Annotated in this window: 12 protein-coding genes; 3 read left to right on the top strand and 9 right to left on the bottom strand. The window is 68.6% G+C overall.

Annotation, left to right across the window (positions count from 1 at the left end; translation table 11 throughout):
* Positions 1-145 precede the first annotated feature (145 nt).
* On the bottom strand, positions 146-436 hold the full coding sequence (locus RTO53_RS01545; protein ID WP_312236123.1) for a hypothetical protein: 291 nt from the start codon (positions 434-436) through the stop codon (positions 146-148).
* A gap of 160 nt (positions 437-596) precedes the next feature.
* Here RTO53_RS01545 and RTO53_RS01540 point away from each other — a divergent pair, with 160 nt between their 5' ends.
* Entirely contained in the window at positions 597-1,469 is an 873-nt protein-coding gene (locus RTO53_RS01540) for a methylglyoxal synthase (RefSeq protein WP_312236122.1), read from the top strand.
* Positions 1,470-1,544: 75 nt separating this feature from the next.
* Here RTO53_RS01540 and RTO53_RS01535 read toward each other — a convergent pair whose 3' ends face one another.
* The 3 genes from RTO53_RS01535 to ttcA all read right to left on the bottom strand — a co-directional run bounded on the left by RTO53_RS01535 (position 1,545) and on the right by ttcA (position 4,298).
* Positions 1,545-2,333: a SprT family zinc-dependent metalloprotease gene (locus tag RTO53_RS01535; RefSeq protein WP_312236121.1), complete on the bottom strand. Its 789-nt coding sequence runs from the start codon at positions 2,331-2,333 to the stop codon at positions 1,545-1,547.
* A 102-nt stretch (positions 2,334-2,435) separates the two neighbouring features.
* Entirely contained in the window at positions 2,436-3,341 is a 906-nt protein-coding gene (locus RTO53_RS01530) for a recombination-associated protein RdgC (RefSeq protein ID WP_256777288.1), read from the bottom strand.
* 45 nt (positions 3,342-3,386) lie between these two features.
* The gene (gene ttcA, locus RTO53_RS01525; RefSeq protein WP_312236120.1) at positions 3,387-4,298 is read right to left on the bottom strand and encodes a tRNA 2-thiocytidine(32) synthetase TtcA; all 912 of its coding nucleotides are present in this window, start codon (positions 4,296-4,298) and stop codon (positions 3,387-3,389) included.
* A gap of 97 nt (positions 4,299-4,395) precedes the next feature.
* On the opposite strand from ttcA, the gene RTO53_RS01520 reads away from it, so the two are divergent.
* A complete protein-coding gene (locus tag RTO53_RS01520; protein WP_312236119.1) occupies positions 4,396-4,599 on the top strand; it encodes a DUF465 domain-containing protein in 204 nt (67 codons plus the stop codon).
* A 298-nt stretch (positions 4,600-4,897) separates the two neighbouring features.
* Here RTO53_RS01520 and plsB read toward each other — a convergent pair whose 3' ends face one another.
* The 5 genes from plsB to RTO53_RS01495 form a co-directional block, all read right to left on the bottom strand.
* Positions 4,898-7,600 carry a glycerol-3-phosphate 1-O-acyltransferase PlsB gene (plsB, locus tag RTO53_RS01515; RefSeq protein WP_312236118.1) on the bottom strand — a complete coding sequence of 901 codons (2,703 nt, stop codon included), beginning with the start codon at positions 7,598-7,600 and terminating at the stop codon, positions 4,898-4,900.
* Positions 7,600-8,568, bottom strand: a complete 969-nt coding sequence (locus RTO53_RS01510) for a hypothetical protein (RefSeq protein ID WP_312236117.1) — start codon at positions 8,566-8,568, stop codon at positions 7,600-7,602. The genes plsB and RTO53_RS01510 overlap by 1 nt, the downstream gene beginning before the upstream one ends.
* A gap of 314 nt (positions 8,569-8,882) precedes the next feature.
* Entirely contained in the window at positions 8,883-9,710 is an 828-nt protein-coding gene (locus RTO53_RS01505; protein WP_312236116.1) for a serine protease, read from the bottom strand.
* A gap of 236 nt (positions 9,711-9,946) precedes the next feature.
* Positions 9,947-10,678 carry an orotidine-5'-phosphate decarboxylase gene (gene pyrF / locus RTO53_RS01500; protein WP_312236115.1) on the bottom strand — a complete coding sequence of 244 codons (732 nt, stop codon included), beginning with the start codon at positions 10,676-10,678 and terminating at the stop codon, positions 9,947-9,949.
* Positions 10,675-11,601 carry a 5'-nucleotidase, lipoprotein e(P4) family gene (locus RTO53_RS01495; protein WP_312236114.1) on the bottom strand — a complete coding sequence of 309 codons (927 nt, stop codon included), beginning with the start codon at positions 11,599-11,601 and terminating at the stop codon, positions 10,675-10,677. The genes pyrF and RTO53_RS01495 overlap by 4 nt, the downstream gene beginning before the upstream one ends.
* Before the next feature lie 111 nt (positions 11,602-11,712).
* Between RTO53_RS01495 and RTO53_RS01490 the strand changes: the two genes are divergently transcribed.
* On the top strand, positions 11,713-12,384 hold the full coding sequence (locus RTO53_RS01490) for a DUF480 domain-containing protein (RefSeq protein ID WP_312236113.1): 672 nt from the start codon (positions 11,713-11,715) through the stop codon (positions 12,382-12,384).
* The last annotated feature ends 39 nt before the right edge of the window (positions 12,385-12,423 follow it).

The raw sequence follows: 12,423 nt of genomic DNA, 5'->3' as shown, positions 1-12,423 counted from the left end.
CCCGGCACTACCCGCTTCGTTTTGGTGGGTCGGGGTTGCCGGGCGTGGCCCGGCATTACCGCTTCGTTGTGGTGGGTCTTGGTTGCCGGGCGTGGCCCGGCACTACCCGCGCGGTTGGTAGAGCCGGGCCATGCCCGGCTGCTCCTCAGGCCGCGTTCGACAACGGCGGTGCCGTGCGCACGCCGGCGCGTTCGATCTCCAGCGCCAGCAGCAGCTCGATCTCATCGAGCTGGTCGCGGATGCGTTCGTTGCTGGCACCGTCGGCGTGTTCGTTGCCGATATGCGCGTCCAGCATGCGCGCCAGGCCGGCCAGCAGCACGTCCGCATCGCCGGCGGCGGCATGCCGCAACAACCGGCCCAGCGCGCGGATGCGGGCGCTGCGGTCGGTTGCCGAGGAAGCGTCTGACAGGCAGTGGGCAGAATTGGGGAGGGTCATGGCAGGACTTCCTGATTGACTGACAGCACCCACTGTCGGTTATGGCCCGCCCCCGAACCATGCAACTAATACGAAAACGCGTGAAGACCAGTGATGCCGATCGCGCTTTCGCACAGCGCGAAGCGACATAGAATGCGCTTTCCCGTCCCGGATACCTCCCATGCGCATCGGCCTGGCCGCCAACCGCCTGCACCATCATGACAAGCACGCCGCCCTGTTCCGCTGGCTGCGCGCCTGCGACGCCGGGCTGCGCGAGCTGGGGGTGGAGCTGCACGCGGTCGGGCGCACCTTCGATGCGATCCAGCGCCTGGGTTTCCTGCCCGACTTCGCCCCCCTGCAGCGCTACCCCAATGGCCGCGAAGGCGGGCTGATGAAGCTGGTCGCCGAGGTCGTCGGGATGGGCGCGCCGGAGCGCACCTTGGACGGGGCGATCTACCTGATGGACCCGGTCGACCCGTCCTCGATCTTTCCCGAGGCGACCGCGCTCAAACGCCAGTGCGTGATCCACGGCAAGCCGTTCATCTCCACCGTGGCCACCGCGCGCGACTGGGTGGAGGTGGAGCGGGTGCACGCCGGCTTCGCCGCCGACCCGGGGGCCGATGACCTGCACGCCTTCGAGCGGCAGACCCTGGCGTTGATCGCCCACGATGCGATGAAGCCGGCGATGCTGGCCTTCGCCGACGCGCATTTCGACCTGTTGTCGCGGTTCCGCCACCGGGTCGGCACCGGCACCACCGGCCAGCGCCTCAACGAGCTGGCCTGGAGCCGCGGCTGGCCGCAGGACAAGGCGTGGGTGGAGCGCTACCAGAGCGGGCCGATGGGCGGCGATGCGCAGATCGCCGACCGGGTGCTGGAAGGCGACTGCCAGCGCGCGATCTTCTTCGAGGACCCGCACGTGGCACGCCAGCATGAAGCGGACATCCAGCTGCTCGAACGGGCGGTCACCACCGTCACCGACCAGGCCGTGTGCATCACCGCCCCGCGCGTGGCCGAACGCTGGGCGCAGGCGGCGGCCGCGCGCGCGCGCCGCTGAGACATCGGTAGTGCCGGCCACTGGCCGGCTCCTCATGGAAGCCCACCCGCGCGAGCAGCCGACCAACGGTCGGCTCTACCCCGTCGGGGTGAGCACCTGCCGCAGCATCGCTTTCAGGCGCCGGCCTTCGAACTGGAAGTAATCGCGCTCGGCATGCCAGTTCGGGAACCGCTGTTCGACCTCGGCCCAGAACGCCGGCGAGTGATTGGCCTGGATCAGATGACAGAGCTCGTGCACCAGCACGTACTCGAACGCCGACGGCCGCCCCAGCACCAGCGCCAGGTCCAGCGCCATGCTGCCGTCCGGGGCCAGCGAGCCCCATTGCGAGGACATCACCTTCAGCCGCAACCGGGCCGGTGCGCGTGGCAGGCCGGGCAGGTAACGCGGCAGCCACTGGCCCACATCGGCGCGGGTCTGTGCTTCGTAGAATTCGCGCAGCGTGCGGCGCAGGGTGGCATCGGTGCCGCGTGCGGGCCAGTGCAGGCAGGCGCCGGCATCGTCCAGCGTTATGTGCGCGTAGCGACCGCTCTCCCAGCGCAGCGGCAACAGTTCACCGCGCAGCGGCAGCAGTCCCGGTTCGCCGATCACCAGCGGCGGCGGCAGGTTCTGCGCCTGGTAGCTGCGCAGCTGGGTCGACAGCCAGTCGCGGTGCTGTTCCAGGAAACGTTCGCCCATCACCAGGCTGGCCCGCGGCGGCAGGGTCAGGCGGACACCGCGTTCGTCGACGCTGAGCTTGATCCGGCGCGCACGTGGATCACGCACGCGCAGGACATCGATCTCCGCATCCTCCAGGCGCAGTCGTACCGTATCGCGCTGCACGGCGGGGGCAGCCGGCGAAATGAGGCGGCGGAGGAATCCAGACATGGGTACAGCATAGCGCCGGCGGTGACCGGCGCATGACTGCGCGCTGTTCAGCCGATCCCGGGTGGTTCGCGCTCCCGCGCGCCACCCGGGACGCCAGGGGCGTCAGTCGGCCTTGCTGAGCTTGAAGGCCGCTTCCAGCAGCAGGAACAGGCGGCGCACTTCACCGCTCTGCAGGGCGAAGCGGGCGTCCAGTTCGGCGCGGCGGCCGTCATCGTCGGCGTGCTCGAGCTGGTCCAGCGCGCCGTCCAGGAACTTCAGCTTGCGCACGATCAGGTCATCGCCGAGCACGAAGGACAGGTTGTCCTCGAACACCAGCGCCAGCTTGGTCACCTGCTTGCCGGCGTCCAGGTGCTTGTCGATCTCGTCGCAACGCAGTTCCTGGTGCTGGCACTTGACCACCGCCCCGCCCTCGGCCGGGTCCTTCATCTCGCACTCTTCGCCCAGGCTCAGCCCGGTCGGGAGTTCCTCACCGGCGATCCAGCCGGTCAGGATCGAGCGCGGCGCCACTTCGGCGTTGAGCGGCATGGCCGGGAAACTGCCGAGCAGGCCACGGATGTCGGACATGACGTTCTCGCCGGTCTTGCGGCTGGAACTGTCCACCGCCACGTAGCCGTGGGTGAGGTCGATCAGCGCATCGGTGCGCGAGCTCTTCACGAAGGCGCGCGGCATCAGTTCGTGCAGCAGGTCGTCCTTGAGCCGCTTGCGCTCGCGGCCGCCGGGCTTGCGCCCTTCCTTCTCCTCGATCTCCTCCAGCTTGCGCGCCAGCAGGTCGTTGACCACCGCTCCCGGCAGGATCTTGTCCTCGCCGCCAACGGTCAGCCACAGCGCATCGCCGATGCGGTGCGAGAACACGGTCTTTTCCTCGCGGCCAAACGGCGAGATGAAGCCACGGGAATTCATTTCGAGCGGGCCGACCGGCTTGAGCAGCACCTGCGGCAGCAGCGTATCTACCTCGGAGAAATCGGTGGCGGTCGGGAAGCGGAACAGCGTCAGGTTGCGAAAGAACATGGAAGTCCGGATAGGTCGTGAATGGAAGGCGGGGCGAGGCTCGGCTCAGGACAGCCCGGGTGCGCCGCCGGCGTCGGGGGTGGCGTCGGTCCAGGCCGACGGCGTGGGCGGTGCAGCGGCGATGTCGCTACGTCCCAACGCCATGAAATCGAACAGGCTCGGATCGGCCAGCTGCGAAGGCTGGATGTTGCCCAGCGCGCGCGCGATCTGATCGATGCGGCCGGGGTGCTGCTGTTCCCACTGCTGCAGCATCTGCCCGACCTGGCGGCGTTGCAGGTTGTCCTGGCTGCCGCACAGGTTGCACGGGATGATCGGAAACGCACGCGCCTGCGCATACGCGCGGATATCGTCTTCGGCCACGTAGGCCAGCGGACGGATCACCACGTGCTGGCCGTCGTCGCTGCGCAGCTTGGGCGGCATCGCCGACAGCTTGGCGTGGTGGAACAGGTTGAGGAAGAACGTGGCCACGCTGTCATCGCGGTGGTGGCCCAGCGCGATCTTGCTGAAGCCGTTTTCCGCGGCGTGGCGGTACAGCGCGCCGCGGCGCAGGCGCGAGCACAGCGAACACATCGTGCGGCCTTCGGGGATCACCCGGCTGACCACCGAATAGGTGTCCTGCTCGATGATCTGGTAGGCCACCCCGATCGATTCGAGGTAGGCCGGCAGCACGTGCGCGGGGAAGTCCGGCTGCTTCTGGTCCAGGTTGACCGCGACCAGTTCGAAGCGCACCGGCGCCTTTTTCTGCAGCTGCAACAGCACGTCCAGCAGGGTGTAGCTGTCCTTGCCGCCGGACAGACACACCATCACCTTGTCGCCATCGGCGATCATGCCGAAATCGGCGATGGCCTGGCCGACCTGGCGGCGCAGGCGCCGCGCCAGCTTGTCCTGCACGGCGTCGGCCGCGCGCGGATCGCGGGCGCGCGGGACGGGATCGGGCAGGGCGAAGACGGCGCTCATGGGGGTCATTCTACCGGCTCGTGCCGATCGTCACGGCCACCGGGAAGTGACTGCGTTCACCCCCACGCGTCACCGTGGATGTGTATGCTCGGAGACTGTGGATACCATGACACCCGCCGACATCAGCGCCCGCCTTGCCCACCTCCGGCAGGAGCACCGCGCGCTCGATGACCAGATCCAGCGCATGGCCGCCAACGGCGAGGACGAGCTGGAATTCAAGCGTCTGAAACGACGCAAGCTGCAGTTGAAAGACTGCATCGCCAAACTGGAAGACATGCTCATTCCGGACGAGCCGGCGTAGAGCCGACCGTTGGTCGGCTGCGGTTCCACCGACCCCCGCCGATGTTCCAAAGCGTAGAGCCGACCGTTGGTCGGCTGCCGTTCCACCGGCGCCACGAACCTTGGCATGCGGCTTCGGACGGTGGTCAGCGTCGGTCAGCCGGTGCACGCCGTGTTGCCTGGTCTCCAGGCGCGTGTGCCGCGCTTGCGCGCGGGTACCGACCAACGGTCGGTACCTACGCATTGCTGGCGAACGCAACAAGACCCGGATACGTCCAGATCCGGATGCGTCCGGATACGCCTCGGCGGATCCGCTTCCGTCAATCCGTGGCGACCGGCTCTTCCGGCTTGGCCGCTTCGGGGCTGACCCGTTCGATGGTGTGGCGCAGTTCGCGGCCGAGGATGAACTTGGCATCCTTGGCCCATGCATCCAGGCGCGCGTCGAACAGCAGCTTGCTGTTCTCGTCGGGCCACACCAGGCGCAGTTCGCGCAGCTTCTGGATGAAGCCGCGGAACAGGGTGCGATCGAAGAACTCCGGCGCGGCCGGTGCATACAGCAGGCTCAGGCGCTGCGCGGCCTGCTGGCACAGGCTTTCCAGCTCGGCCGCACCCAGCGTGCCCGGGCCGTTCTTCACCAGCACCGAAATGGCGATGTAATAGCGCTCGAACGCCTGCTGCAGCGAGTGGCCGATCGCACGCAGGCGGAATACCTCGTCGGTCTGCCCGGTGTTGCGTGCCAGGATGCCGCCGTCATCGTCGTTGATGTTCTGCAGCAGGCCCTCGCGCACGAATACGTTGATGGTCTGCTCGATGCGCTGGGCGAACTCCTCCTCGGTCCACGGCAGGAACAACTCGGCCTGCAGGAACGGATACACGGTGCGGCCCAGCTGGACCAGCCCGGTGCGGCTCATGCGGCGGTTGTTCTGGAAGCAGCAGGCCACCCACGAGGAGGCGGTGAACAGATGGATGACGTTGTTGCGGAAGTAGCTGAGCAGCACCGCGGTGTCGCCGCTGACACTGAGCACGTCGCCGAGCGGGTGCTTGATGCGGGTGAGGACGTTGATCTCCTCGGCGTGGGCGATGATCCGCTCCGGCGAGTGCGGGGTCACCGTCACCCGGTCCGAATACGGCATCTCCACCAGCAGCGTCTTGCACAGTTCGATCTGCGCGATGAGGTCGGCCTCGCCCATCGCGTGCTTGGGCGTGGACAGCAGCGCCAGCGCCAGCAGGTTGATCGGATTGACGTCGGCGGCGCCGTTGATATGCACCTGGATACGCTCGGCCAGATGGTCGACCGTGCCCGACAGCCAGGACGGTTTCTCGTCCTCGCCCACCGGCTGCCCGTTCCACTCCGGCGCCTGCCGGGCCAGCACGTCGTTGAGCGCGATCGGCTCGCCGAAGTTCACCACCACCTGCCCGTAGTTCTGCTTGAGCACCTTGGGGATGGACCACAGCAGCGACCAGATCGATTCCTTCTCCTTCGGCCGCCCGGACAGTTCGTCCAGGTAGCTGCCGCCTTCCATCAGCTTTTCATAGCCGATGTAGACCGGCTGGAACAGCACCGGCTTGCGCGGCTGGCGCAGGAACGCGCGCAGCGTCATCGAGATCATGCCGCCCTTGGGCTGCAGCAACCGCCCGGTTCGCGAGCGGCCGCCCTCGACGAAGTATTCGATCGAATAGCCACCGGCCACCAGCTGCGCCACATACTCGCTGAGCACCGCCGAGTACAGCGCGTTGCCGCGGATGGAGCGACGGATGAAGAACGCACCGCCCTTGCGCAGCAGCGTGCCGACCACCGGCAGGTTGAGGTTGATGCCGGCCACGATGTGCGGCGGCACGATGCCCCGGTCGTACAGCAGGTAGGACAGCAGCAGGTAGTCCATGTGGCTGCGGTGGCTGGGCACGTAGACCACTTCGTGCCCGGGGGCGGCGGCCTTGAACTTGTCCAGGTGGTGCACCAGCACGCCGGCATAGATGCGGTTCCAGACATGGCTGAGCATGAAGCTGGCCGAGCGCACCGCCGGGCTGGAATAGTCCGCGGCGATTTCCCAGGCGTAGGCATGCGCCTTCTTCCAGGCATCGGCCGGCTTGGAGTTGTCGCGTTTGGCCTGGGACGCGATCGCCTCGCGCACGGTGTCCGCGTCCAGCACCTTGTCCACCAGCAGGCGGCGGGTGGACAGGTCCGGGCCGATCACCGATTCGCGGATGCGGCGGAAGTGGGTACGCAGCACGCGCTGCAGCTTGCGCACGGTGCGCTCGGGGTCCAGCCCCTCGTTGATCGTGCTGCGCAGGGAGATCGGCGGGGCGAACCGCACGATGGTGCTGCGGCCATTGAGCAGCACGGCCAGCAGGCGACGGAAACGGCCCACCAGCGCCCAGTTTTCCGAGAACAGCACCGCGAACCAGCCGCTCTGCTTGTCCGGGGCACGGCCGACGAAGATCGACACCGGGACCAGGTGCACGTCCAGCTCATCACGGGCGCGATGGGCCTGCAGCACCTTGGCCAGCGAATCGGAATGGGTCTTGGCGCCGCGCTGCTCGGGGATCAGCGAATTGCTGCTGCTGCGGCGCGACAGCGCCACGTAGGCACGCTTGCGCCCGGTCGGGTCGCCGGCGATGGGCACCAGTGGCGAAGGCAGGCCAGCCTCGCGGCAGGCCTTGTCCAGGATCAGCGCGTTGGACAGACCGTAGTCCTCCAGCACGTACACCACCGGGCGGCCGTCGTTGTACTGGCCAGGGTGTTCGGGTTCGATCTTCAACGCCAGCCACGGCTCGACCAGGCGGCCGAGCAGGCGCGCCCACCACGGGCGGCGGCCTACCGGGGCACGGGTGCCGGGGACGATGGCCGAGGGCGCAAGCGTAGCCGGCTCGGCCCCGACAGGCGCCTCGGGCAGTCCCTGGCCGGGAGCGGCCGGGGTGCCGGTGGCGGCCACGATTTCGGGCGACGGGGACGAAGCGTCCGGCGTCTTGGGCGGCTCTTCGCCGGGGAAAGGCAGGGGATTCTGGTTCGGCATCGGCTTCATTATGGCTTAGCCGATGCAGAAGCACCGTCCTTGACCGCGGTTGCCGCCTCTGCTTCGGCGGCTTGGCGGGCGTCATGTTCAGCTTGCGCGGCCCGTGCGCCCTGCAGCAGCGCGTCGGCCTCTTCCAGCGTGCGGGCCACATACCAGTGGCCATCGCGACGGGTCATGCGCACCTGGGCCTCGATCTGCTCGCCGGCCAGCGGGTACTGCACCCGCACCACCGCATCGTCGCCGAGCTGGGACACCACTTCACCGCGGACCCCCGTCAGCGCGCCGTCCAGCGACAGCCCATAGCTGGCCAGCGCGGTCTTGAAGGCCTTGAAGAACGGGCCCAGCCGCCGCAGCGACGCTTCCATGCCGGCGGCCTGCAGCTGCGCGTCGGTGGACAGGCCGGTGGTGCGCGCGGTGGCGGTGAGCAGGGTGATGGTGGTCCTGGCGCGCTGCTTGTCGGTCAATGGCGCGGCGGCCGCCCAGCGGCTGAGCGCGTTGACCACCTGGCTGTAATGGGCCCGCTGGGCATCGGTGTAGTCGGTCTGGTTGCGCAGGTACTGCACGCCGAACAGCCCCATCGAGTGCGCGGCCTGGCGCACCCCGGTGGCCTGACCGGCGATCTGGGTATCGAACGAACGCTGCAGCCGCTGCGGCGCGTCCGGCTGGGACAGGGCAGCCAGCATCGGCAGCAGCTGGCCCTCCAGCGGCAGTTCGGTCAGCGGCCAGCGACTGTGGCCTTGGGCCCAGGCCGTCTCGAGCTCCTGGTACCGCGACGGCGGCACCGAGGCCCGCGCATAGGCGAGCAGGTCGTTGTCGGCCACGTGCCGGGCCAATTGCTGCAACGCGGCCACCGGCTCGGCCGCCGGTGCATCCGGATCGATCCGATCGCCCTTGCAGGCGCTGAGCAGCACCAATCCACACAGGGCCAGCGCCAGCGCATGCCCCCGGTACTGCCACGACTTGGACGACATGGACATGAATTCGGACTCCCCGGGCCGGTCCGCATCTTGCGGCCTGCGCCCCTGCAGCGGCAAGCCGGACCCTGCCCGGATCCTGGCAGTCAGACGCAACGCATTGAAACAGATGATTATTTCATTCTTGGTAGGCTGCCCAAGGCAAAAAAAAGAGGCCGTGCCGGCGTCCGGCAGGGACCTCTTCAAACCGGCGCGAGCCGGAGGACAATGGTGTGGCGCATGTCCGGCGCGAGCCGGATGGCGGCGATCCTACGCCGCCGCCGGAGTTAAGGCAACACCTCAGAATGATCTCTGCAAGTGTTTGTTTTTAAAGAAATTCAGTCACGCGTCCAGGTGGCCATGATGAAATCCCGGATATACCCATCGGCCAGGCGTGCGTATACGCCGGGATAGCCGGCCTGGGCACAGCCCTGGCCCCAGCTGACCACACCCAGCACGGTCCACTGCTTGCGTCGCTGCACCAGCAGCGGGCCGCCGGAGTCGCCCTGGCAGCTGTCGATGCCCTCGGTGCCGGCGCAGATCGACGTGCCCGGCTGAAGGCCCGGGTAGGCTTCCCGGCACGTTTTGAAGGGAACAAACGGGGTCTTGACCGTCTGCAGCACGGCAGGCGCCGCGGCCTCGCCCTCCAGGCCGGTATTGCCCCAGCCGATCACGTCGAACAGGCGGCCAGTGCGCAGGTAGCCGCTGTCGCCTCCGTCCAGCAAGGCGGCGGGGGCAACGCTATCGATCGGCTTGCGCAGCTGGATCAGCGCCACATCGTTGACCAGGGTGCTGCCGTTGAAGGCCGGGTGGACGTGGATGGCGCGGATGTTGGACGCACGTTTGCGTACGGTGGTGTCCAACGCAGTGGCCCCGGCCAGCGCGGCGTAGCCCGCCGGCGTGGCACCCTGCACGCAGTGGGCCGCGGTGAGCACCCAGGACGGCGAGATCAGCGTAGCGCCGCACCAGTGGCGGGTATGGTCCGAGTCGCCGAAGTCCAGCCGCTGCAGGCTGACCATGAAGGGGTACTGGTCCTTCACCGCATCCACCCCGCCGATGATCAGCGGACGCAGCCGTTCGCCGTCGGGTGGCAGCGGGGCGGCGCGGGCCGCCAGGGAAACAGCGAGGACACCGGCCGCCAGGGCCAGTCGGGTAAGCACATGCATGCAACACCTCCATTGCGGTGATGGGATCGAGCCGGACAACGTCGTGCCGGCGGAGTGATTCCATCGCAGGAGGGGCGGGGCGATCTGCGGCGCGCTGCGCTGTTGTCGGGCAACGCGGGGTTTCCCGAGGCGGATACGCGGCAATTGCGACAGGCATTGGCAGGCCCTTACCGCTCCAGCGGTCAGGGCGCTACCGGGTCACACCGCACGCCGGTCCGGGGTGCGGCGGGTGGGGCTCAGGCGAGTCGCGCGTGCCAGGCGCCGGCGATTTCGCGCTGGATGGCCTCGGCGGCGGCACGCGGATCGCTGGCCAGGCGGATCGGCCGGCCGACCACGATCGCGTCGGCACCGTCGGCGAAGGCCTGCGCCACGCCCACGGTGCGCTTCTGGTCGTCGCCGACCGGGCCGCCGGGACGGATGCCCGGGCAGACGATCGAGAAGCCGGGGCCGGTGGCGGCGCGGATCGGCGCGGCTTCCTGGCCGGAGGCGATCACCCCGTCAATGCCCGCGGCCTGGGCGGCCAGCGCGCGCTCGACCACCACCGCCACCGGTTCACGGTCGATCCCCATGCCACGCAGGTCTTCGTGGCCCATCGAGGTCAACACGGTCACCGCGAGCAGGCGCATGTCGCTGCTGTTGGCGGCAGCACACGCCTCCATCATGGCCGGGTGCCAGCCATGGATGGTGGCGTAGCTGACCGGCCACTGCGACAGGCGCTTGATCACCGCCGCGGCGGTAGCGGGGATGTCGAAGAACTTCAGGTCGACGAACACCCGCTTGTCGCGTGCGGCCAGCGCATCGAGCACCTGGAAATACTCGCCGGAGGCCAGCAGTTCCATGCCGATCTTGTAGAAGGACACCGCATCGCCCAGGCGGTCCACCCATGCCAGCGCCTCCTCGCGGCCGGGCACGTCGAGGGCGAAGATCAGCCGCTCATCGTCACGCAGCGGCAGCGGGGCGCGGCTCACGGCGCGTAATCCAGCGCGGCGCGCTTGGCATCGTGGCGGGCCTGGCGCGACTGGCTGTAATCGTTGTTGAACTGGGCCGGCTCGAAGCCGCCGTAGGTCGGGTTGGGCAGCATCCACCAACGCTCGCCGAACCAGTCGTGGTACTGCTGCAGCAGCGCGTCGCGGCCCTCGTTGGTGTTGGCGGTGACTTCGACGAAGTCGCCCAGCTGGTCACCGAACTGCATCAGCACGCGGTACTGCTGGCCGGCCAGGCGACGGCGGCAGTTCTTTTCGCTGCCGGCCTGCTCGCAGTCCTTCACCACCGTGCCCAGACCGAGGAACACGCTGTCATCGGCCACCGGCAGGCCTTCGGCACGCAGGTTGGCCAGCGTGGCCTCCTTGAGGTGCACGGCGCGGTTGGAGATGTACAGCAGGGTCACGCCCTTGGCATTGGCGGCCTTGGCGAAATCGACCACGCCGGGAATCGCCCTGGCCTTCTTCTCGGCCACCCACTGGTCCCAGCTGAGTTCGTCGTATTCCTTGCCGTCGCGCACCAGGCGCGCCTGGTAGGGCGAGTTGTCCAGCACGGTCTCGTCCACGTCCAGTACCACGGCCGGCTTGAGGCCCTTGGCGGCGTTGCCGCGCTCCTCCGGTACCAGCGCGTCCCAGTTGGCTTCCTTCAGCGCCTTGTCCAGGTGGTCGGCGGCGGCGCGGTAGGTCTGCTCGGTGATCGCCTTGTATTCCTGCGCGCGCTGCATCCACAGCACCGCGTTGAGGTTGTCGTTGGCCACGACGGCGGCGTCACCGGTGGTGGCCGGCGCGCTGGCGGGCGCGGCAGCCGCCGGCGCGGCGGCCTCGGCCGGGGCTTCGGTGCGCTTGCAGGCACTGAGCGCCATCACGGCGCAGGCAAGCACGGACAGGGAAACAGCAGCAGTACGACGCATCGGGGTCACCAGCAACAAAGTCGCGCCAGTTTACCGGCTTGTCCGGCGGCAATCATGTGCGGTGCGGGGCTCGGCTATGCTGCACGCCCCTGAAACACCCCGGAGCGCGCCATGACCGATGACACCCAGACCCCCGCCCTGCCCGTGCTGAGCGCGGCCCAGGCCCGTGCACTGGGCTGCCTGATCGAGAAGGAGGCGACCACGCCGGATGCCTACCCGCTGACGGTCAACGCCGCCCAGGTGGCCGCCAACCAGAAGACCGCGCGCGAACCGGTGATGGCATTGTCGGCCGGCGATGTGCACCACGCGCTGCGCCAGCTGGAAACGCTGGGCCTGGCGCGCCAGCAGTTTTCCTCGCGCGCCGAGCGCTACGAGCATCGCGCCGGTGCCGCGCTGGATCTGACCCGCCAGCAGCTGGCGATCGTGGGCCTGTTGCTGCTGCGGGGCCCGCAGACGGTGAACGAGCTGCTGACCCGCAGCGAGCGCCTGTTCGCGTTCCAGGATGCCGAGGAGCTGCGCCACCACATCGAGCGCATGATCCAGCGCGGCCTGGCCGTGCAGCTGCCACGGGCCAGCGGCCAGCGCGAAGACCGCTACATGCACCTGCTGGGTGGTCCGGTGGACGGGCAGGCGCTCGCGGAGCAGTACAAGGCGGCATCGTCCAGCGGCGGCGGTGCCGGCGCTGGCAACCCGGCGCTGGAAGCGCGCGTGCAGCAGTTGGAAGCCACCGTGGCCGAACTGCAGGAACAGCTGGCCGACCTGCGCGCGCAGTTGGGCGGTTGAAAGGCAGCCGAGCATGGCTCGGCTCTACCCATGACCTGC

This window comes from Stenotrophomonas sp. (assembly GCF_031995405.1).
Lineage (GTDB): Bacteria > Pseudomonadota > Gammaproteobacteria > Xanthomonadales > Xanthomonadaceae > Stenotrophomonas.
Note: the sequence above shows the minus strand (reverse complement) of the source record. Positions and strands in the feature narration are given on the sequence as shown.